Source organism: Limnospira sp. PMC 1279.21, assembly GCF_032349615.1.
GTDB classification, from domain to species: domain Bacteria; phylum Cyanobacteriota; class Cyanobacteriia; order Cyanobacteriales; family Microcoleaceae; genus Limnospira; species Limnospira fusiformis.
The window spans coordinates 1-21,583 of the sequence record NZ_JARPLU010000085.1 but is presented as its reverse complement, the minus strand read 5'-3'; the positions used below and the strand labels follow the sequence as shown (position 1 = coordinate 21,583).

19 protein-coding genes are annotated in these 21,583 nt (G+C 44.7%); 5 read left to right on the top strand and 14 right to left on the bottom strand.

The window, feature by feature from the left end; translation table 11 throughout:
- Positions 1-194 precede the first annotated feature (194 nt).
- Positions 195-1,160 (top strand): hypothetical protein, encoded by a 966-nt coding sequence (locus tag P5683_RS13975; RefSeq protein ID WP_006669188.1) that lies wholly within the window; start codon positions 195-197, stop codon positions 1,158-1,160.
- Positions 1,161-1,270: 110 nt separating this feature from the next.
- Here P5683_RS13975 and P5683_RS13970 read toward each other — a convergent pair whose 3' ends face one another.
- The 10 genes from P5683_RS13970 to hoxE form a co-directional block, all read right to left on the bottom strand.
- Positions 1,271-1,750, bottom strand: coding sequence for a hydrogenase maturation protease (locus P5683_RS13970; protein WP_006624077.1), 480 nt, complete (start codon positions 1,748-1,750; stop codon positions 1,271-1,273).
- 75 nt (positions 1,751-1,825) lie between these two features.
- The gene (locus P5683_RS13965) at positions 1,826-2,992 is read right to left on the bottom strand and encodes a SpoIIE family protein phosphatase (protein WP_006624078.1); all 1,167 of its coding nucleotides are present in this window, start codon (positions 2,990-2,992) and stop codon (positions 1,826-1,828) included.
- A 39-nt stretch (positions 2,993-3,031) separates the two neighbouring features.
- Positions 3,032-3,535 carry a PAS domain-containing protein gene (locus tag P5683_RS13960; RefSeq protein ID WP_006624079.1) on the bottom strand — a complete coding sequence of 168 codons (504 nt, stop codon included), beginning with the start codon at positions 3,533-3,535 and terminating at the stop codon, positions 3,032-3,034.
- Complete coding sequence (locus P5683_RS13955; protein ID WP_315640207.1) at positions 3,535-3,813, bottom strand: (2Fe-2S) ferredoxin domain-containing protein; 279 nt, start codon at positions 3,811-3,813, stop codon at positions 3,535-3,537. Before P5683_RS13955 ends, P5683_RS13960 begins: the two co-directional genes overlap by 1 nt.
- Before the next feature lie 89 nt (positions 3,814-3,902).
- A complete protein-coding gene (locus tag P5683_RS13950) occupies positions 3,903-5,333 on the bottom strand; it encodes a Ni/Fe hydrogenase subunit alpha (RefSeq protein ID WP_006669190.1) in 1,431 nt (476 codons plus the stop codon).
- A 98-nt stretch (positions 5,334-5,431) separates the two neighbouring features.
- Positions 5,432-5,980: an oxidoreductase gene (locus tag P5683_RS13945; RefSeq protein ID WP_006624082.1), complete on the bottom strand. Its 549-nt coding sequence runs from the start codon at positions 5,978-5,980 to the stop codon at positions 5,432-5,434.
- Positions 5,968-6,684, bottom strand: coding sequence for a bidirectional hydrogenase complex protein HoxU (hoxU, locus tag P5683_RS13940; protein WP_006669191.1), 717 nt, complete (start codon positions 6,682-6,684; stop codon positions 5,968-5,970). Before hoxU ends, P5683_RS13945 begins: the two co-directional genes overlap by 13 nt.
- Before the next feature lie 75 nt (positions 6,685-6,759).
- Positions 6,760-8,409 (bottom strand): hydroxylamine reductase, encoded by a 1,650-nt coding sequence (gene hcp, locus P5683_RS13935; RefSeq protein ID WP_006669192.1) that lies wholly within the window; start codon positions 8,407-8,409, stop codon positions 6,760-6,762.
- 58 nt (positions 8,410-8,467) lie between these two features.
- Entirely contained in the window at positions 8,468-10,081 is a 1,614-nt protein-coding gene (locus P5683_RS13930; RefSeq protein ID WP_006669193.1) for a NuoF family protein, read from the bottom strand.
- A 49-nt stretch (positions 10,082-10,130) separates the two neighbouring features.
- On the bottom strand, positions 10,131-10,580 hold the full coding sequence (gene hoxE, locus P5683_RS13925) for a bidirectional hydrogenase complex protein HoxE (RefSeq protein ID WP_321176566.1): 450 nt from the start codon (positions 10,578-10,580) through the stop codon (positions 10,131-10,133).
- A gap of 445 nt (positions 10,581-11,025) precedes the next feature.
- On the opposite strand from hoxE, the gene P5683_RS13920 reads away from it, so the two are divergent.
- Positions 11,026-11,292, top strand: a complete 267-nt coding sequence (locus tag P5683_RS13920) for a HypC/HybG/HupF family hydrogenase formation chaperone (protein ID WP_006669195.1) — start codon at positions 11,026-11,028, stop codon at positions 11,290-11,292.
- Between the two features lie 183 nt (positions 11,293-11,475).
- Here the strand turns inward: P5683_RS13920 and P5683_RS13915 are convergent, their stop codons facing one another.
- Positions 11,476-11,661: a hypothetical protein gene (locus tag P5683_RS13915; RefSeq protein ID WP_006624088.1), complete on the bottom strand. Its 186-nt coding sequence runs from the start codon at positions 11,659-11,661 to the stop codon at positions 11,476-11,478.
- Between the two features lie 22 nt (positions 11,662-11,683).
- Here P5683_RS13915 and nifJ point away from each other — a divergent pair, with 22 nt between their 5' ends.
- Both nifJ and P5683_RS13905 read left to right on the top strand, forming a co-directional pair.
- Positions 11,684-15,262 (top strand): pyruvate:ferredoxin (flavodoxin) oxidoreductase, encoded by a 3,579-nt coding sequence (nifJ, locus tag P5683_RS13910; protein ID WP_315640210.1) that lies wholly within the window; start codon positions 11,684-11,686, stop codon positions 15,260-15,262.
- A 141-nt stretch (positions 15,263-15,403) separates the two neighbouring features.
- Positions 15,404-16,414 (top strand): dihydroorotate dehydrogenase-like protein, encoded by a 1,011-nt coding sequence (locus P5683_RS13905; protein ID WP_006624090.1) that lies wholly within the window; start codon positions 15,404-15,406, stop codon positions 16,412-16,414.
- 61 nt (positions 16,415-16,475) lie between these two features.
- Here the strand turns inward: P5683_RS13905 and P5683_RS13900 are convergent, their stop codons facing one another.
- The 3 genes from P5683_RS13900 to P5683_RS13890 all read right to left on the bottom strand — a co-directional run bounded on the left by P5683_RS13900 (position 16,476) and on the right by P5683_RS13890 (position 20,949).
- Positions 16,476-17,825: an AAA-like domain-containing protein gene (locus P5683_RS13900; protein ID WP_006669197.1), complete on the bottom strand. Its 1,350-nt coding sequence runs from the start codon at positions 17,823-17,825 to the stop codon at positions 16,476-16,478.
- Positions 17,826-17,974: 149 nt separating this feature from the next.
- A complete protein-coding gene (locus tag P5683_RS13895) occupies positions 17,975-19,651 on the bottom strand; it encodes an AarF/ABC1/UbiB kinase family protein (RefSeq protein WP_006624092.1) in 1,677 nt (558 codons plus the stop codon).
- A gap of 155 nt (positions 19,652-19,806) precedes the next feature.
- Positions 19,807-20,949, bottom strand: coding sequence for a DegT/DnrJ/EryC1/StrS aminotransferase family protein (locus P5683_RS13890; protein ID WP_006624093.1), 1,143 nt, complete (start codon positions 20,947-20,949; stop codon positions 19,807-19,809).
- Positions 20,950-21,150: 201 nt separating this feature from the next.
- Between P5683_RS13890 and P5683_RS13885 the strand changes: the two genes are divergently transcribed.
- Positions 21,151-21,390 carry an ABC transporter permease gene (locus P5683_RS13885; protein ID WP_006619180.1) on the top strand — a complete coding sequence of 80 codons (240 nt, stop codon included), beginning with the start codon at positions 21,151-21,153 and terminating at the stop codon, positions 21,388-21,390.
- The last annotated feature ends 193 nt before the right edge of the window (positions 21,391-21,583 follow it).

Here is a 21,583-nt window from a genome sequence, read left to right as displayed (position 1 = left end):
ACTATCGTCGCATTGTCAGGCAATAGCCGGATAAATGTCGCGTAAATGTATCAGATAGCTTCTCTGAATCACGTCCTGGTTAGGTAAATCGGTGGAAAAGGTATTTTGATTGATGATAGGGGTAACTAGACCCTATTATTCGATAGTGTCATGAAAACATACCATTAGAAACTAAAACCTAGGAAACTAAAACCATGATTCAGGACTTTGGGATTATCATTGCTTGTTGTTTTAAGGACTACCACTTTGCGGCAGGATGTTGTGCTAGTATTCGCTACTTTTTGGGGGATGTTCCTATCTGTTTAATCGTTGATGGTGATTTTAATACAACCAGCTTAGAAAGCACTTACGGTGTTAAGATTATTAATCAAAAGACGGTCAAGCATCCGTTTCTCAAGGAAAATAGTTTTGGTTGGGGCTTGACTAAAATGATTGCCTTTTGGGAAAGTCCTTGGCAGAATTTTCTGTTTTTAGATGCGGATACAATAGTCTGGGGGGATGTGCTAGATTTTGGGGATCTTGAACATTATGACATGATTATTGATCATAACTTGGAAAATTGGAAGGCTGAAGATATTTCGCGTTTATTCTTTGACTTGGAGGGGATGAAAAAGCACTTCCCTGATTTTAATTATCAAGATAGACCCTATTTTGTTACCGGGGTATTTTGGGGAAAGAGGGGGATTTTTAGCTTGGCTGAATATGCGGAAATGTTGGAGTTTAAGAATCGATACCCTGATGTTTTTAAATATGGTGAACAAGGGCTATTAAATTTCATGATTTTTCGGGCATTAGATGAGGGCAAAATTAATGTAAAAACTGCGCTAATTCAGGTTTTGATGTGGAACTATTCCCAAGAAGAAATGCGTCAACGTTTCCCCATTGAGGACGGAAAAATTGGGAATCACGATTGGCAGAAAGAGGCTTGTGTTATTCATTGGGCTGGGATAAAACCATTTCTGGTTAATGATGTTTATTCAGACCCGATGAATTTTATGCAGCAGAAGTTTTATGAAGACTCTGAATGCCTAATTTATGGCAATGTTAAGATTAATTTGCTGCTGGAAGATTTGTGGCGATATCGACCCACCCGAAAATTTATTAAAAAACTGTTTTGGTATTTGGTCAAATCCCCCAGTAGTCTATTTTCTAACACCTAAACTGTGGGTCAAAATCGAGGCTGACAGGTTCAATTTTCTGATGATAAATTTGGTATTTGCCAGTTCATTAACCAGATTTAAAGAAAATTTATAATTTGTATATTCAGGGTTTAATTACTGTCCTCATTTGGTCGGGTATTGCTATAAGTGTCGATTAGCATTTGAATTTGGGTTAAAGCATGATTAACTCCCTCTTCTCCGGTGGGAGAAAGACGATCGCCTAAATCAAAGTTATCGCCGGGGACTGCTACTAGCCAGGCTTGGGGTGTGTATTCATAGAGAGTTTTGGCTAAGGAAAGAAGCGATCGCGGATTGATAGAATGACCCAAGTTAACCACTGTTTCTGAGTCATCAGGTGTCAGGGATGAAACTTCCAGGACTTCCCCAGTAATACTAGCATCGACGAAAATGGCATAGTCAAAATGGGTTAATTCTTCGGCTATTTCCGGGGTTAATTGGTGAACTGAACGCGATCGCACATTAGGTTTTTCCCACTCTTGCACCAGTCTCGCTACCTCCTGTCCAATACCATCATCACCCCTTAACTGATTACCATAGCCAATAATTAAAAAAGACTTGACATTTTCCATGGTATATGTTAGTAGTATAGTTATTCATAATTATCTGTGGAGAGTGTCTAAATGGTGAGACCATACTCGGATAATTTAACAATATTCTACGGTAACTTCTTTCTGTTTTTGTTTGAGTAAGTTTACCAAATCTTCAATTAAACTGCGTCGAATCGAGATATTTTTAGGAAGAAGAGGATTTTGGTAAAACTCATTAATCTGTTGACCAACCAAAAGGAAAATAGAATCAGCCTCTAAAATTTCTCGCGCCAGAAGTACCGCACCATTTTGGTCAGAAGGAAGTCTGGTGATATCACAATTACACTGGCGGAGAACTGCTGTAGCTTTAGAAATAGTCAAAATTCCCTCAGTGACCAAATCAATTTCGCTTAATTTACCGATAGGGGGTAAATCTTTTCGCATGGTGGAAATATCCATTTCGATAGTTTCTCCCATATAATTAGCCACGAGGTTTCCGGTAGTACCCCCACAGATAACTTTACGACCTTTAAAACTTAACAAACGTTCAGCATATAACTCATCCTTGGTAATATCTAAAGGAGGTCCGGTAAAAATCATAACCGGGTTACGTTTGCGGACATAAATACCAACAAAAGTAGCATCGTCTCCGATTTTATCTCGATAAAGCGATCGCGTTTCCGCCATCACCTGTTCAATAATGCTACGGGAGTTAGTCGCCTGAGTCATAAACACTTTTTCCATGTATTTAGCGATATTATCCCACCCCCAACCAAAATTCATGGTATCCCCTAAACCAGCATAAAGAACACCATCACTAATAGCACCCAGAAAGTCTCCCCTTTCTAGCTGTCCTTCCGAGGAAAGTATTTTTTTGCCGAGGATTTTTTCGGTCTTAGTGTCTAGTTTAATTACCCGTCCTTTGTTAAAATAAAAGACGGGGGGGTTATCAAAATTAATCACCTTAAACTGATTGGTTTGGTGGTCAATTTGAATAATGGTAAATGTGGCGTATGCAATATGGCGAACTTGACAAATTGGCAGAGTTCCAATCACAGTTTTGATAACTTCCTCTAGGGGAACATCAGCATTTAACATAGTGATTAAAATTTCTGTGGTCAGGGTAGCTAGGATATTAGCTTTTACCCCACTTCCCAAACCATCAGAGAGGACGATGGTGCTTTTAGTTTCAGTTTTGGTAAACTTAACCTGGTCTCCACAGAGTTCCTCGCCTTTTTTATTAAGACTGCGATCGCAAATATCAAAAAAGTTATCTTGACCCATAAGCCGACTCAACTACTTGGTTTGGTAAACAAAAATATGCTATTGGTTAATCATTTGGATAATTTTGAGAAGACTAACCTTAGTTTCGGCGGTAGTTTCTCCGAGTAGTCCAGCGATTTCTTGGGCAACCTTCATTTGATTGTCAACCACTTCGTTCACTTTTTTAACTGTTTGTTCCCGGATATCATGGATTTCCTTTTTTCGCTGCATTTCCGAGGTAATATCAGTCATAATGCAGGCGATGATATTTTCATCTTTAATCGGGAAAATCACCTCTTTTAAATACAGATGATGATTTTCATATTCCACCTCTATACCCTGCATCATTTGGTTTTTTTCCCAAACTTTTTTAAATCGGTCTACATTCCCCAACAAATTAAAAGCCGGAGTCCCAATAATCTCGGCAGCCTCGACTTTAAAAAAGTTACAAAATGCCGGATTCACAACTTTAATATTCATGGAGACATCCACGGCAATTAAACCGTTCGGGTCATATTCCCAAAGCAGTTGCCATAAATGGGGATTGTCATTATTTTCTAGCATTATGAATTAAATGGTAAATTACTATTTTGAATTATCGGCAAAATTTCACCAACAAATTTGTCCTCGATATTTTTAGGGCTGATATTAATAAAGTGTTGGTCTTGGTATTTCATGACAATACCGGAACTACAGGTCTCCAAGCAAAACGACCCTTTAAGTTCAATGCGGTTTTCTAGTTTATATTCTGCGATTAATTCCTGAAGTTTTGGTAACACTTCATAAACGCCCATTTGGTGACAAGCAGACCCCATACATAGGTATAAGTTTTGTTTTGTCATATCGATTAGTACCCAAGTCAACAATAAATATTCCGCTGTTGGCGGAGGCAACCAGTAGAGGTTGCCCCTATGTTTAATCGTAGTTAATGTTAATTACGATAAACCTCATCAACAATTGTGCCATCAGGTTTAAGTAACTCAATATGTAGTGGCATTTGACCAACAGCATGAGTTGAACAACTTAAACAAGGGTCAAAGCAGCGAATTCCAGCTTCAACTCGGTTTAACAAGCCTTCTGGAATTTCATTACCATGGATATAGTGCTTGGCAATTTGGGTAACAGTTTTATTCATTGCCAAGTTATTTTGTCCGGTGGCAATAATCAAGTTCACCTTTTCAATTAAGCCATTTTCATTGACTTTATAATGGTGAAATAGAGTGCCGCGAGGGGCTTCACTAACTCCCACCCCTTCCAAGTTGTTAATTCCGGCATCAGCGCGAACGCGGGGGGAGGTAATATCAGGGTCTTCTACCAAAGCCTCGATCGCCTCAATACAAGCCATAATTTCGACGAGACGGGCGTAATGGTAGAAGAAGGAAGAAGTAGCAACCCGACCACCAGCGCGATCGCGAAATTCCCGCAATTCCCGATCAGCATCGGTAGTTCCAATTTGATCACAGACATTCAGCCGCGCCAAAGGTCCTACCCGATAAATACCATCAGGATATCCGAGAGGTTTATAATAGGGGAATTTGAGATAAGACCAATTTTCCACAGCCTCACCCAAATAGTCTTGGTAATTATCCTCACTCAAACCATCAGCGACAATATTACCGTCACTATCGATAAAGCGCAGATGTCCGCCATAGTGTTCCCAATTACCATTAGGGGCGACTAACCCCATAAATAGAGAGGGGAATTTCCCAAATATATCGACCTCAGAAGCCAAGTTACTATCGAGGAGACGCTTTAATAGATTTAAGGCTAATTCGGTAGTTTGGCGCGCTTCTGGGAGGCGGTCTTTTATCCATTCCAAACCGTCTTGGGAAAGAGGCGATCGCACTCCTCCAGGAACCGCCCAAGCCGCGTGAATTTTCCGTGCGCCCAATAGTTCAATCACGGTCTGACCAAACTGGCGCAGACGAATACCCGCCCTAGCCAAATCTGGATCAGCGGCAATTAATCCGAATACATTTCTTTTGGCGGGGTCACTATCCCAACCCAACAGAAAATCGGGGCTACTGAGGTGGAAAAAACTCAAAGCATGGGACTGAGTTAACTGGGCTAAATTCATCATCCGCCGCAATTTTTCCCCGGCTGGTGGCACTTTTACCGCCAGAATTTTATCCCCCGTTTTAGCGGCTGCTAAGAGGTGACTCACCGGACAAATCCCGCAAATACGGGCAGTAATTCCGGCCATTTCAAACATTGGTCGTCCTTCGCAGAACTTTTCAAAACCCCGAAATTCTACCACATGAAATCGGGCATCTTCCACCTCTCCCGCATCATCCAAATATATGGAAATTTTCGCATGACCCTCAATGCGGGTCACTGGATCAATAACAACTGTCTTAGCCATAGTATAAAATCACCTCTCCAGGGAATCAACAATTAATAATTAACCCGATAATTGCGGGCTAACCATTAATTTTCTAGTCAGTCAACAACAGGGAAACCTTAGCCAAACTTAATCATTTCTCGCCCTTCCATTTTCGGCATTTTCCCTTCCACCAAAGGCGCGAGGGTAGCCTTAATGCGATCGGCACTAGGGGGACATCCCGGCATAAAAATATCAACATCGACGACTTCATGCACTGGAGTCACACGTTCCAGTAATTCAGGAACAATACCGGGTTCTCTGGGAAGTTGTGGGGTAAAATCCCCTAGTTCCAAATAGCAGCGTTTGAGTACATGATCGGTGCTACCCAACATATTCCGCATGGCGGGAACATTAGCAGTTACGGCACAATCTCCAAAAGAAATCAAGAGTTTGGTGCGCGATCGCACTTCTTTAATTAGTTCCAGGTTATCTTCGTTAGCGATACCACCCTCGACCAAACAAACATCAACATTTTCGGGATATTCTTTCAGGTCACAACCTACCGGGGAGTAAACCACTTCGACTTTTTCCGATAGTTCAATCAGCCATTCATCCAGGTCTAAAAAAGACATATGGCAACCGGAACATCCTGCTAACCAAACCGTAGCAAATCTTATCTTTTCCATTCGTGTTTCTCCCGTGCATTAACTAAGAATTCTAATTTAGCGCGATCGCGAGTCATTTCGGCGACCGTCGCACCTTTACGGAAAATGGAACCCGTCGGACAAGCATCAACACACTTACCGCAGGAAGTACAGGCATCGACAGCCCCCCAAGGTTGATTAAGTCCTGTAATCATTTTAGCAGCCGGGCCGCGAAAAGCCACATCCCAAACATGAGCGCCTTCAATTTCATCACATACTCTTTGACAGCGAGTACAGAGAATACAGCGGTTGTGATCAATACCAAATTGAGGGTGAGAGATATCAACTTCTCGCTGTGGGAAACGGTAGGTAAAGCGGCTATGATCCATACCTACTTCAACGGCGACATCTTGCAATTCGCAGTTTTCATTAGCCACACAAACGGCACAAACATGGTTGCCTTCCGCAAATAGCATTTCCACAACCATTTTGCGATATTCTTTAATCTGGGGGCTATTAGTGCAAACTTCCATCCCTTCCGCAACGGTAGTTACACAGGAGGGCAAAAGTTTATTAATTCCGGCAATTTCCACCAGACATAAGCGACAAGCACCCACATCAGAAATACCATCCAAATGGCAGAGAGTTGGTATTCTGACCCCCGCCTCTTTAGCGGCTTCTAAAATGCTCGATCCTTGTTCGATCGCCACATCAATGCCATCAATTTTTAAGGTGACAACGGACATAGTTTCTCCTTTCATTAAGGGAACATCTTACCGGGAGTCGGGAATATTGTATATTCCCGATTTTCCCAGTTATTTCTAATTCAAACAGGCGGCTAAATCAGCTTCGGGAGTGGTAATAGCCTGTAGGTTGTATTTAGCCGAGAGGATAGCGAAGACATTAGGGGAAATGAAAGCTGGTAAAGTCGGACCTAAACGGATATCTTTGATACCCAAATATAATAGTGTCAGGAGAACCGCCACAGCCTTCTGTTCATACCAAGACAAAATCATAGATAGGGGGAGTTCATTAACTCCGATATCAAAGGCTTGGGCGAGTCCTAGGGCGATTTGAATAGCGGAATAGGCATCATTGCACTGTCCGACATCCATCAGCCGAGGAATGTTACCAATTTCCCCCATTTCCTTATCAAAAAAGCGGAATTTTCCACAGGCGAGAGTTAACACCACACAATCGGACGGAACCTGATCGACAAACTCTGTATAATAATTGCGATCGGGTTTAGCGCCGTCACAACCTCCCACTAGGAAGAAATGGCGAATTTTGCCTTGTTTAACCGCCTCAATCACCTGGTCGCTAACATTTAATACCGCATTACGGGCGAAGCCAGTTTTCACCTGACGGGGTGGTTCATCTTCTGCAAAGCCAGGTAAAGAGAGGGCTTTGTGAATAACGGCACCAAAATCTGGGGTAAGATTTGCCCTATCTTCGAGATAGTTGATGTCAGGATATCCCACCGGACCGAGGGTAAATAATTTATCCTCATAGTGTTCGTGGGGAGGCATCAAACAGTTAGTGGTGATGACTATAGCACCGGGGAACTTAGCGAAATCCTTGGTTTGATTTTGCCAAGCTGTGCCATAGTGACCGTAGAGGTGGGGATATTTTTGTTTAAGGACTGGGTAGCCATGGGCGGGTAGTAACTCCCCGTGGGTGTAAACATTAATACCAGTATTGGCTGTTTGTTGGAGGATGGCTTCGAGTTGTTTAATGTCGTGACCAGATACCAAAATGGCTTTTCCGGCTTTCGCATTCAGAGGAACAACGGTGGGGATAGGATGACCATAATGGTTAGTGTGTCCCGCGTCGAGAAGTTCCATAGCCAACAGGTTCATTTCCCCGACTTTCATGGCTAGATTAACCCAATCTTCTAAACTGAGGTTAGGTTCTTCCAAAGCGGCGAGGGCTTGGTGTGTGAAACTATAAAGGCGATCGTCTTCCTGACCAAGTTCCTGGGCGTGGAAACTGTAGGAAGCCAAGCCCTTCAGACCGTAGAGGACGGTAAGTTTGAGGGAGAAGATATCGATGTCTTGACTAGAGTCAGCAATAAAGTTACGGGAAACTTCCTCCCCCTGGGCTACTAAACTATCAGTCCAGTCTGGTTGATAGGTAGCAGCTACAGACCAACTGATGGGCCGATCGCTAATCTGTTCAACTTGGGTTTTGAGTTTTTCCCGTTGAGCGATCGCCTCACGAATATAATGGTAAAAGCGTTTACGGTTAAAGTTAACATTCGTCATAGTGGCGAACATCGACTCACAGGAAAACACATCTACAGCATGGGTATCAATGCCCAATTCCTTAGCCTTCAAAGCCACAGGCGCAATACCCCGCAGACAGTACATTAATAGGTCTTGAACCGCATTTACATCCGGTCCTTTACCACAAGCGCCCCACTGGTGGCAACCTTGACCGCTGGCAGTTTGTTCACATTGTTCACAAAACATCAATCCCTTCTCCTCATTTAGCTTCCTAGTTTCCCGTTTAGCTTCCCGATGTGAAATATTAGTGAACCGCCACCTTACCGTTAGCAGTTTGAAGCAACTCCAAATACTCGCTCTCGAAATACTGCAAGGTACTGGTAACCGGGTTAGGGGCTGTCATTCCCAAGCCACATAAACTGGTAGCCTTCACCATGTCGCATAACTGTTTCAGTTTTTCCAAATCAGCGGAGGTAGCCTGTTTATTGAGTAACTTAGTAAGCAACTGGTACATTTGCACAGTACCCACACGGCAGGGGATACACTTACCACAGGTTTCACCCCGGCAAAATTCCATATAGAATTGAGCCACCTGCACCATGCTAGTGTTTTCATCCATCACCACCATGCCCCCAGATCCCATCATAGATCCCAATCTGGTGAGAGATTCATAATCTACCGGGGTATCAAGAAAATCAGCCGGGATACAACCGCCAGAGGGACCCCCTGTTTGCACGGCTTTAACTTGCAGACCGCCAGGAATACCGCCGCCCATCTCTTCGACAATTTCGCGTAGGGTAATACCCATCGGCACTTCAATCAGGCCGTTATTGCGGATTTTACCCGTCAGGGAGAAGATTTTAGTACCCTTGCTTTTCTCGGTACCAATTTGATTGTACCAGTCCGCCCCGTTGCGGATAATCGGGGCTATATTGCCCAGAGTTTCCACATTATTAATTAGGGTTGGGCAGTCCCACAACCCGGAAACGGCGGGATAGGGTGGACGAGGACGGGGGTTGCCGCGACCGCCACCAATAGAAGCTATCAGGGCGGTTTCTTCGCCACAAACAAAAGCACCCGCACCAACCCGAATATCAATGTTGAAGTCTATGGAGGAACCAAAGATGCGGCTACCTAACATACTCTGACGTTTAGCCTGTTGAATGGCTTTCTGTAGCCTAGTGATCGCCAGGGGATATTCCGCGCGAACGTATATATAGCCTTGGGTCGCACCGACTGCATATCCAGCGATCGCCATTCCTTCTAGGATACGGTGAGGGTCACTTTCTAAAACACTACGATCCATAAACGCCCCAGGGTCGCCCTCGTCAGCGTTACAGATCACATATTTTTGTCCTGGGGGCATTTTAGCCACAGTCGCCCACTTTAGACCCGTGGGATAGCCAGCGCCTCCCCGTCCCCGTAATCCAGATTTAGTAATTTCTGTCACTACTTCTTCTGGAGTCAGGTCATAAATTGCATGATGTAAGGCTCTGTAGCCTCCCACCGCAATATATTCCCCGATTTTTTCCGGGTCAATTTTGCCGCTAAATTCCCGAACGATTTTTAATTGGCGACTAAAGAAGGGATGATCAGGATCTCCTTGAACCGGTTTGGCTTCCCCGCCTTGCAGCGCTTCGATAATAGATGGCGCATCTTCGGGGGTGACTTTTTCATAATGAATGCCGTTAGGTTCGACTTCCACCATTGGGCCGCGTCCGCAAAACCCCATACACCCCACACCGACTATTTGCACGTCAGCCTCAAGTCCTGACCCCTTCAGGGCATCTTCCATGGCTTTTTTGACTTCTAGGGACTCAGAGGCTTGACAGCCTGTAGATGTGCAGCAGTGGATACGGATACTTTTTTGATTGTTGCGTTCCTTTTCGGCTAGTTCGACTAATTCGGTCAATTCCATAATATTTTATATCTCCTCTCTCAATGGAGTTGGGGTTATGAAGTGGCATTTACTCGGCTGAACCCTGCCACTGTTCCAGTCGTGCTACGGCCATTTCTGGGGTTTGCTGACCCGCGACTTTCCCATCAAAGACTGCGGCCGGAGCAATACCACAGGCTCCGATACAGCGGGCGGTGACAATAGATATCTGGCCGTCGGGGGTGGTTTCCCCGGATTTGATTCCGGTTTTCTCTTCTAAGGCTGCTAGGACTTCTCCACTGCCTTTAACATAGCAGGCGGTTCCTAAACAGACGACGCAGGTATGAGCGCCACTGGGTTTTAGGGAAAATAGATGATAGAAGGTGGCGACTCCGTAAACTTGGCTCAGGGGAAGTTTCAGTTGTCGCGCAACGTATATTAATACGTCTTCTTCTAAGTAGCCAAATGCTTCCTGGGCTTTGTGCAGCACTTCGATTAAGGCATCCTGACTATATTGGCTGCGTTTCATGGTTATATCCAGTACCTTGAAACGTTTATCGCCACTGGGATGGTTTGACGCTGCTTTGCTTTTGGCAGATTTGGGGGCGGTTTCTGTGGGAGATGGCATAGTAGTTTTACCGTAATTTCTACACAGTTTCAACCCTATTAAATATGATCAATATTGATCCCCACAGGGTTGATGTTCTATTTTGCTGACAATTCATCCTATTTTGGGGACATTTTTGGGACAAATCCCCAAAACAACTGTAGGGTTGTTTATCTCCAAATATTTCGTTAGTTGAACATTACAACATTCTGTTCTAAATGTTAAGTATAACGGCAAACCCCGGAAAAAAGTATTAAGATAATTAAAAGAATTTCTGCCTCTGCTTGTGGGTCTGCTAACAGTGGTTATACTTAGTTAGCCTGTCATCAAACTACCACAGAGCCTAGAGATAGCCTACAGGTTGCTATTGTCAACCTAAATGAGAATTATTGTCATTCTAGGGATGAAATATATGTGTCTAGCAGTTCCGGGAAAACTCGTGAGTATATCGGGAGATGACCCTTTACTAAAAAAAGGGCGCGTCAGCTTTGGCGGGGTAATTAAAGAGGTGAGTCTGGCTTATGTTCCTGAAGCGCAAGTGGGTGATTATGTTTTGGTTCATGTGGGTTTTGCTCTCAGTCGGGTAGAACCAGAGGATGCTTTACAAACCTTAGCAGATTTACAACAGATGGTAAAATTAGGTTAAAATTTGTTAAGACCTGATTTCTATTTCCAGCCTCCTATAAGATAATAAATAGGGTAAGGTAGGAGGCAGTCAAGTTCCCAAAAACCCTTAACAAAGATTTAAAGATTGTGATCTGACTCAGGGGAAAGGAACCTTTGAATCAGACAACCGGCGCAGAGGTATTGTTGTCAAAATCTAGGTAAATTATCGACCCAATTTTTTTTGTTGTTGAATGACAAAATTTAGCGCGATCGCTTGGTAAAGAGAACTGTCAAGGACATGGCCTTGGCAAATAGTGCGATCGCCTAAAATTAGCTCGTCAATGGTTGTCCGGTCACAGCCATTAAGGCGGTTAATTCCGCAGTTTTTTGAACCTGGGTTAAATCCCAAGTAAATGAGAGGATTTTCAAGTATGAATACCAGACAGTATGCCACCCTAGACGGGAACGAAGCGGTAGCCCGCGTGGCTTTTCGTCTCAATGAAGTTATTGCCATTTATCCCATCACTCCATCATCACCCATGGGAGAATGGGCGGATGCTTGGACATCGGAAGGACAACCCAACATTTGGGGAACGGTTCCCGCAGTAGTAGAAATGCAAAGCGAAGGAGGCGCGGCGGGGGCTGTTCATGGTTCCCTACAGGGAGGGTCATTAACCACGACATTTACAGCATCCCAGGGATTATTATTAATGATTCCGAACCTGTACAAAATCGCCGGGGAACTAACCTGTGCGGTCCTCCATGTCGCCGCCAGGTCCATCGCCGCCCAAGCCTTGTCTATTTTTGGCGATCACAGTGACGTAATGGCAGTGCGGGCTACTGGTTGCGGATTATTATGTTCAGCCTCAGTCCAGGAAGCCCATGATTTAGCCCTAGTCGCCCAAGCAAGTACCCTAAAATCAAGGGTTCCATTTATCCACTTTTTTGATGGGTTCCGCACGTCCCACGAAGTGCAGAAAATCGAACTCTTGGAAGAGAGTGATCTGCGGGCGATGATAGATGATGAGGACGTTTATGCACACCGCGCCCGGGGACTAACACCCGATCGCCCTGCTTTACGAGGAACCGCCCAAAACCCCGATGTTTACTTCCAAGCGAGGGAAAGCGTTAACCCCTTCTATAACGTCTGTCCAGAAATTGTGCAAAAAGCCATGGACAAATTCGGGGAACTGACGGGACGGCACTATAAACTATTTGAATATCATGGCGCACCAGATGCCGATCGCATCATTATATTAATGGGTTCCGGCTGTGAAACCGTCCACGAAACCGTAGATTATCTGACCGCACAGGGAGAAAAAGTCGGAGTGCTAAAAGTCCGTCTGTATCGACCCTGGGATGCTAACGCCTTTATTGGCGCTGTACCAAAAACGGCAAAAGCGATCGCAGTTTTAGACCGCACCAAAGAACCCGGCTCAAGTGGCGAACCCCTATATTTAGATGTCGTCACCGCCATTAGTGAAAGCTGGGAAGGACCCGCCCTCAAAATCGTAGGTGGTCGTTATGGGTTATCCTCCAAAGAATTTAACCCGGCTATGGTAAAAGCCGTTTTTGATAACCTCCAACTCGACAAACCCAAAAATCACTTTACCATCGGTATTAACGACGACCTCAGCCACACCTCCCTACCCTTTGACCCGGAATTTTCCACCGAACCGGATAACGTCATCCGCGCCATGTTCTATGGTCTAGGGTCTGATGGTACTGTAGGGGCTAACAAAAACTCGATTAAAATTATCGGGGACGAAACCAATAACTACGCCCAGGGTTACTTCGTCTACGACTCGAAAAAATCCGGCGCTGTCACCGTATCTCACCTGCGTTTCGGTCCTAACTTAATCCGCTCCCCCTATTTAATCGAAAAATCCAACTTTATCGGCTGTCACCAGTGGAATTTCCTAGAAAAACTCAATGTAGTTGATGCAGCCACCAATGGGGCGACCTTCCTGCTGAATAGCCCCTACGGACCTGATGAAGTATGGAATTACCTACCCATTGAAATTCAAGAGCAAATTGTCCGCAAAAACCTCAAACTATATGTCATCGATGCTAATAAAGTAGCCCGTGACAGTGGAATGGGTAGCCGTATCAATACGGTGATGCAGGTCTGTTTCTTCGCTTTGGCGGGAGTTCTACCCAAGGATGAGGCGATCGCCAAAATTAAAAAAGCGATCGAAAAAACATACGGTAAAAAAGGTTCAGCCATTGTCCGCATGAACCTCCAAGCCGTAGACAATACCCTCGACAACCTCTTTGAGGTCAATATCGGCGAAGCCAATAGCCAGGTACGCATAGCGCCACCAGTCCCCGCTAACGCCCCTGATTTTGTCCGGGAAGTGGAAGGGATGATGTTAGCGCGTAAAGGCGACCAACTCTCCGTCAGCCAACTACCCTGTGACGGAACCTATCCCACAGGTACATCAAAATGGGAGAAACGCAACGTCGCCCAAGAAATCCCCGTTTGGGATGCTGATGTCTGTGTGCAGTGTGGTAAATGTATCATGGTCTGTCCCCATGCGGTAATTCGTGGTAAAGCCTACGATGAAAGCGCCCTCAATGGTGCGCCGGAAACCTTTAAAACTACTGCTGTCCGCGATAAAGCCTTTGAAGGGCAAAAATTCACCATCCAAGTATCTCCAGAAGACTGTACTGGTTGCGGTGTCTGTGTTGATGTCTGTCCGGCGAAAAATAAATCCATGCCTTCCAAAAAGGCGATTAACATGGAGTATCAGCCACCCATACGAGCCACGGAACGGGAAAACTGGGAATTTTTCCTCAACTTGCCTAACCCCGATCGCCGTAATTTGCGATCGGATATGATTAAACAACAACAATGGCAAGAACCCCTGTTTGAGTTCTCTGGTGCTTGTGCGGGTTGTGGCGAAACTCCCTATATCAAGTTAGCAACCCAACTATTTGGCGATCGTATGGTTGTCGCTAACGCCACTGGCTGTTCTTCTATCTATGGCGGTAACTTACCCACCACACCCTGGGCGCAAAATGCCGAAGGTCGCGGCCCTAGTTGGTCTAATAGCCTATTTGAAGATAACGCCGAATTTGGTCTAGGCTTCCGTCTGTCCATTGATAAACATACCGCTTTCGCCTGTGAATTGTTGCAGAAGTTAGGCGGTCTTGTTGGCGATGAACTGGTAGCCAAAATTATCAATAACCCCCAAAAATCCGAGGCTGATATTTGGGAACAACGGGAACTCGTCGCCCAGGTTAAGCAAAAATTGCAAGGGTCTGATGATACCAACGCCAAACAGTTACTCAGTTTGGCTGATTACCTCGTCAAAAAATCTGTCTGGATACTCGGCGGCGATGGTTGGGCTTATGATATCGGCTATGGCGGTTTAGATCATGTCATTGCTAGTGGTCGCAACGTCAATATCCTGGTTATGGATACTGAGGTCTACTCTAATACTGGTGGTCAGTCTTCTAAAGCTACTCCTCGCGGTGCGGTCGCTAAATTTGCCGCTGGTGGTAAGCCGTCACCTAAGAAAGACTTGGGTTTGATTGCTATGACCTACGGTAACGTTTATGTGGCTTCTGTGGCTATGGGGGCGCGCGATGAACACACCCTTAAAGTCTTCCTGGAAGCTGAAGCATATAACGGCCCTTCCTTGATTATTGCCTACAGTCACTGTATCGCCCACGGTATTAATATGACTACGGCTATGAGTCACCAAAAAGCAATTGTCGAAAGTGGTCGTTGGTTGCTTTATCGTTATCATCCTGACCTCAAAGCTGAAGGCAAAAATCCCCTACTTTTGGATTCGCGATCGCCTAAAAAATCCATCGAACAATCCATGTATGCCGAAAACCGCTTTAAAATGCTCACCAAAACTAAGCCCGTTGATGCTAAACGCTTGCTGAAAGAAGCACAGAAAGACGTTGACACCCGTTGGCAAATGTATGAGTATCTGGCGGCGCGTCCCTTGGATCAAGAAGGCAATCAGCCCAATACAGACACCTCTGGTGACAAATAGTGAACTTCCTAAACCCATTGTAGACAGAAACTCCTAGTCCGGTTCTCAATTATAGGGGCGTGCCTATTTTTCGCCCCTACAAACCGGACCCCTAGAACTTTTCACTGCTTCCGTTTCCACTTTTCATAAGGAATCTATATTATGGATTTGAGTACGACCTATTTGGGATTGAATTTGAGGACTCCTATTGTCCCTTCCGCCGCCGCCCCTTTATCGGAAGATGTCGATAATATTCGGCGTATGGAAGATGCGGGCGCATCAGCAGTCGTTTTACACTCCCTATTTGAAGAACAGTTACTGCGAGAAAAATTTGAACTTAATCACCATTTGGAATATGGAACCAATAGCTTTGCTGAGGCTTTAACCTATTTTCCTGAACCAGAAGAATATCACGTCGGACCGGAACTTTATCTTGAGCATATTCGCCAAGCTAAGGAGTTGGTTGATATTCCCATTATTGCCAGTTTAAATGGTTTCTCCTCCGGTGGTTGGGTGGAATATTCCAAACTCATGCAGGAAGCTGGTGCAGATGCGATCGAATTGAATATTTATTATGTTCCCACCGATTTTGATATGAGTGGGGCTGAGGTCGAGGAAAACTATATCACTACTCTCCGGGAAGTTAAAGCCGAGGTTACTATTCCTGTGGCTATGAAACTTAGCCCCTTCTTTAGTAATATGGCCAATATGGCGAAACGTTTAGATGAAGCTGGAGTCGATGGACTCGCTTTATTTAACCGCTTCATACAGCCAGATATTAACCCAGAAGAACTAGAAATTGAGGTTAGTTCCGTTTTGAGTTCTCCCCACGATATGCGCCTACCTATGCGCTGGATTGCTATTTTGTATGGTCGGATTAATGCCGATTTAGCCTGCACTAGCGGTGTCGCGCGCGGTCACGATGCTATTAAAATGTTGATGGCGGGGGCTAAGGTAACTCATGTTTGTTCCGCTTTATTGCGCCATGGTATTGGTTACATCCAAGTGATGGAAAATGAGATGAAACACTGGATGGAAGAACACGAGTATGACTCTGTTCAACAGATGCAGGGTTCTATGTCTCAGCGCCATTGTGATGATGAGTCAGCCTATGAACGCGCCCAATACATGAAAGCGATTACTTCCTACGTCCCAGAACATAGTTTATTCTAGGTTGATTCTAGGATAATAATTTCACCATATCATCACCCCTCAGTTTTTGCTGGGGGGGGGTTTATAACTGTTCCAAAAAATATAGCCGATATAAATCACAGCCAATTTGTGCTAGGTTATCCTCAAAGTTAACTAATCCTAGACTTTCTAATTTATAAGCAGTAATCGCCTCCAAAGGCACACCATTATCAGACTTGAGGACTTTATTTAAAGCAATATGCAGGTCGGAATCTTGTTGAATTGTTACTAATAAATCCCGCAAATAGGCGCTATAAATTCCATCAGGCTTGCGGGCATTTTTGATTAAATTTTCCAGAGAAATCCCTGATTTACTAATAGTATAAAAAGCCAGTTGTACTAGATAAGGATGTCCACCGACCATTGAGATTAAACCTTCTAGGCGTTTAAGTCCACTCTCTCCCGCCGCCCAACTTAATTCATATCTCAAAGCCAGATCTTGCACTTGTTCCGGTGTAAATTGGGGTATTTTTAACACCAAACCGACATTAAAAGGGGATTGATGTAACTGTAAAGGTACATAAACTTCGGTGCTGTGAACTACAATCAAGCGCAAATTTTCCCAGAGTTTATTATGTTTAGAGAGTTCGTGCCACGATCGCAACATGGGCAAAAAATCACTAGCAATAACCGGATACTCAAAGAGGCGGTTAACCTCATTCATAGCAATCACAATGGGGGTGTCTTTAGTGATGAATAGATATTCCTCAAAATACAGCCGACAGGAAACTTTAGTCCCTAAATCTATATCCCAATATTCATCGAGTTTCGCTGGTAGCTTTAACTGCTTAGTCGCATTAGCACAAAACCATCTGACCAATTGTTCTAGGGAATTAAAAGTCTCAGCGTCTACTTCCAGAAAATTCAGATAAACAGTTCCATATCCCCAAGAAACTGCTTGGGTTAACATCCTATTAAGTAGGGAACTTTTACCCATCTTCCGAGGTGCTTTAATCCTCACGACACACCCCGGTTGTTGCAGTTCATTATAGCCCATTTCTTCAATGGGTGGACGTTCTATATAAAAGGGAGAGTTTATGGAAATTGGACTCCCAGGTATTTCTATATTATTGCCATCATTAGGATTCAATGAATTACCTGCCAAAGTTCCTGATTTCTGAACAGGGGGGGAAGTTAATGGGATCTGGTGCCGAGATTTGAGGACAAGTTTTATATTTTTTTTGCTAACTTTGGTCCCCAGGGCCTCGGAGAGTTCCTGCCATAATCGTCCACCCACTTCTTTAACATAATCATTAGCGTATGCAGATTTCTGGGAAATTTCACTGTAGGTCTTACCCATCCATGATTCAGATAAAATTAAACGCTCAATAGGGGAAAGCGATCGCCGCAGGAATTTTTCTTCTATCAGTTTTAAGGCTTCAGGGACATTCATGCCAAGGCATAATAATTGAGCAAGGGCAATTTGATATATAATCACACTGTACAGATCATAACCAATAAAAGACCCAAATACTTAGACTTGGGCCTTTTTTTCAAGCATCCCTAACAAGGGAATTGTGATGATCTGATGAATAGCGATATTTATTGAATTCTCATAGCAGCCACTTGGGAGGTCGAAAACTCAGTTATTGCCCCCAATGCTACATCAAATAAGCGACTCGGTTTGAGGTCATCCTGAATTAAACCCCAGAGTCGTTGGACTTCAGCGGTATGTAGGCGATCGTCTTCGGTCAACGCCATGACAATTTGACGACGAAGGAAACTACCCTCTTCGGAAAACAGATATTGTAAACCTAGCTGTGCAGTGGGGAGAATATCAAAATTGCCATCAGTTTGAGCGATCGTAATCATATTTTCCAGACGATGCCACTGGAAGCGACCATCTTTAAATAACACCTCAATCAACCGTCGTCGCAAAGCCGGAGTTTCTCCCTTCAACAGGCGACGCGCCACATAGGGATAAGCCACCTCAACGATTTTAAAATCCGGGTCGAGACTGAGGGCAATTCCTTCCTGAGTTACTAGAGACCGAATAATCAGGGCAAATTTTGCCGGAACCCGGAAGGGGTAATCATACATCAATTCCGAGAAACTATCGGTAATAGTTTTAAAGTTAAAATCCTTAACACTCTCCCCAATAATATCCCCCATAACCGCCTCTAAAGCCGGAATAATGGGAGCCATATTAGTATTAGGTGCTAAAAATCCCAACCTGACAAAATCTTCCGCCAACTCCTTATAGTCTTTATTAATTAAATGAACTACGGAATCAACCAGAGTTTCCTTAGTTTGCTGGCTTAACTGATCCATCATGCCAAAATCAATAAATGCCATGCGACCATCAGGCATAGCAAACAGATTTCCGGGGTGGGGGTCAGCATGGAAAAAACCGAACTCTAGCAGTTGTCGCAAGCCACTTGTCACACCGACAAAAATCATTTTACTCATATCCAAACCCGCCGCTTGAACACTTTCAATATCGGTCAACTTCAAGCCGTTAATCCACTCTAAGACTAACACCTGATGGCTGGTATATTTCCAGTAAATTGATGGCACTTTTACGGTCGGATCATCATCAAAATATGTGGCAAACCTTTCGGCATTTCGACCCTCATTAATATAGTCGATTTCCTCAAATAATTTGAACCCAAATTCATCGACAATTAGGGTTAAATCATGACCCAAATTCAGGGGTAAAATGGGAGACAACCAACCCGCAGCCCAACGCATTAAATACAGATCCAGGGTCAGAGTTGGTAAGAGAAATGGTCTTTGGACTTTAACGGCGACCTCTTCCCCTGTCAGCAGTTGTGCTTTATAGACCTGACCCAAACTGGCTGCGGCTACGGGTTCAGGGGAAATTTGTCGGAAAACAGTATCTAAATCGCGATCGAGTTCTCTCTCGATGATCGCCATAGCGATCTTAGTATCAAAAGGGGGTAGCTGATCTTGGAGTTTGGTTAATTCTTCTAAAAAGTCCTTGCGAATGAGGTCAGGACGGGTTGATAATGCTTGACCTACTTTAATATAGGTGGGACCGAGGCGGGTGAGAATATTACGCAGCTGGGCGGCTCGTTTCGGGGTTTCCGTAACATTTCGATGTCGCCATTGATCCCAAAGTAGACCAATAATGAACCCTGAAAAAAACCATACAACCGTGATCACGCGCCAGATGGCCTTCCAAAGCCGACGGCGATAATATTGAGCAATGGCTTGAGGATCGTAAACTCGGCGATCGCTATTTTGGTAGGGGTTCACTCCTTTTATTTCCTCTTCATATTCCTAAGTTTGGTCAACTGGTTGCTTAGTTACCTGCAACCCAGGTCGGGGTAAATACATCCCCAGGGTGAATTGATGATTTCTTATCGTTATCTTAACTATAATCTACAAAACGACATATAACACTCACCCGCTCAACCTATAGCCCCCAATTTTAGGCAATCTTTGACAGCATAGATCACCCTATCTTGTTGTTCGCTGGAAAGTTCCGGGAACATCGGCAAAGACAAAACTTGGTGGCTGACCTGTTCTGCCATGGGAAAATCACCGCAGCCATAGCCTAAATCGCGATGAACCCCCTGTAGATGGAGGGGTATGGGGTAGTATACATTAGTGCTAACTCCGAGGCTCTGGAGTTGTTCTCGCAGGCGATCGCGTCCTGACGAGTCGCTATTATTACCCACATATCTGATAGTGTACTGATTCCAAACGGTCTCGCCGCCTAGACTTTCTGCTGGGACAATTAAACCGGGTATCCCCTCCAGTTCCTGACTATATCGAGAGGCGATCGCCTTTCTCTGTTGATTCCAGCGAGGGAGATACTCTAATTTAATGCTTAAAATCACCCCTTGTAGGGCATCAAGACGACTATTAATCCCCAACAGTTCGGAATTATATCGCTCAGGCTGACCGTGATTTTTCAGCACCCGCAACACACGCGCCAGATCAGGATTATTAGTTGCGATCGCCCCTCCATCTCCACAAGCGCCTAAATTCTTAGTCGGAAAAAAGCTAAAACAGCCTAGATCTCCCATACTACCCACCTTAGCATCACCCCAACTAGCTCCGGTGGCTTGGGCGCAATCTTCAATCACCGCCAAATTATGAGACCGCGCTACCGCCATTAATGCGGTCATGTCCACAGGGCGACCAAACAAATGCACGGGAAGGATAGCACGGGTTTGGGCAGTAATCGCCGCCTCAATTTGACTAATATCTAAGTTGAACGTATCCGGGTCAATATCCACAAATACCGGGGTGGCTCCCACGGCACTAATCACCTCAGAGGTAGCAATAAAGGAAAAACAAGTGGTAATCACCTCATCGCCGGGGCCTATTTCTAAAGCCCGCAAAGCCAAAAATAGGGCATCAGTACCAGAGTTGCAACTGACCAACTCAGAAGCCCCAATATACTCGGCAAACTTTTTCTCAAAACTGTCCACAGCATAGCCACCAATGTAGCGACCACTAGCCAGCAAGTCGAGTACCTCCTGACTAAGGCGATCGCTGATCATTTGATACTGTTGGGTTAAATCAAGGGCAGGAATTAGGTTCACGCGCTTCTCACACCACACTATACTAGAATGAGTTGTTCACAGGGTTTGCTGATAATTAGTTGATTTCCTTAGATTTTACAGACTTAGTGCTAATATTCGGACTGATGGCGATCGCCATTGGTCTATCAGTATCTGGGGGATTAGGCTTAGAATTCAAGCTAATCACTTCCGCCGGGCGCGCCTGAGCGCCAATTAGTCGTCTTGGGTTACGTCCTGGCTATTGTCTTTGACCCCACCACGACAGGCCAACCTCTCCTAGTCAGAGCCCTAATTCTGGCAATGATTACCCTAGTTGCCATTGTCTCCCGTAACCGCATCAGTCGCCAACTTCCACAACTTTTACTCTGGGTTTGGGTTTCCCTATTTATTAGCACTGCGGCGATCGATTGGGGGTCGAGAGAGATATTGCTACCTCCCCCTCCCCTTCAAAACCGTACGTGAGAGTTTCCCTTCATACGGCTCTAGTGGTGCTTCCACATCCCGATAATTGGCATAGACACGAAAAACTTCATGATGTGACGCACGCGCAGATTGCTCCATTGTTAAGGATACAGCTTTAGCGTTATCAAGCGCCGTTTGATAGCACTAGTCAATACGGTTAGGACGCAGCCTTGAGAACAGAATCCATGGCATC

What these genes read in the sequence shown, in the direction of transcription:
- P5683_RS13905 (WP_006624090.1), top strand. Translation starts at nt 15,404, where the DNA reads ATGGATTTGAGTACGACCTATTTGGGATTGAATTTGAGGACTCCTATT.
- P5683_RS13960 (WP_006624079.1), bottom strand. Translation starts at nt 3,535, where the DNA reads ATGCTAGAAAATAATGACAATCCCCATTTATGGCAACTGCTTTGGGAA.
- P5683_RS13950 (WP_006669190.1), bottom strand. Translation starts at nt 5,333, where the DNA reads ATGGCTAAGACAGTTGTTATTGATCCAGTGACCCGCATTGAGGGTCAT.
- P5683_RS13970 (WP_006624077.1), bottom strand. Translation starts at nt 1,750, where the DNA reads ATGGAAAATGTCAAGTCTTTTTTAATTATTGGCTATGGTAATCAGTTA.
- P5683_RS13955 (WP_315640207.1), bottom strand. Translation starts at nt 3,813, where the DNA reads ATGACAAAACAAAACTTATACCTATGTATGGGGTCTGCTTGTCACCAA.
- P5683_RS13975 (WP_006669188.1), top strand. Translation starts at nt 195, where the DNA reads ATGATTCAGGACTTTGGGATTATCATTGCTTGTTGTTTTAAGGACTAC.
- nifJ (WP_315640210.1), top strand. Translation starts at nt 11,684, where the DNA reads ATGAATACCAGACAGTATGCCACCCTAGACGGGAACGAAGCGGTAGCC.
- P5683_RS13920 (WP_006669195.1), top strand. Translation starts at nt 11,026, where the DNA reads ATGAGAATTATTGTCATTCTAGGGATGAAATATATGTGTCTAGCAGTT.
- P5683_RS13900 (WP_006669197.1), bottom strand. Translation starts at nt 17,825, where the DNA reads ATGAATGTCCCTGAAGCCTTAAAACTGATAGAAGAAAAATTCCTGCGG.
- P5683_RS13930 (WP_006669193.1), bottom strand. Translation starts at nt 10,081, where the DNA reads ATGGAATTGACCGAATTAGTCGAACTAGCCGAAAAGGAACGCAACAAT.
- P5683_RS13945 (WP_006624082.1), bottom strand. Translation starts at nt 5,980, where the DNA reads ATGGAAAAGATAAGATTTGCTACGGTTTGGTTAGCAGGATGTTCCGGT.
- hoxU (WP_006669191.1), bottom strand. Translation starts at nt 6,684, where the DNA reads ATGTCCGTTGTCACCTTAAAAATTGATGGCATTGATGTGGCGATCGAA.
- hcp (WP_006669192.1), bottom strand. Translation starts at nt 8,409, where the DNA reads ATGTTTTGTGAACAATGTGAACAAACTGCCAGCGGTCAAGGTTGCCAC.
- P5683_RS13965 (WP_006624078.1), bottom strand. Translation starts at nt 2,992, where the DNA reads ATGGGTCAAGATAACTTTTTTGATATTTGCGATCGCAGTCTTAATAAA.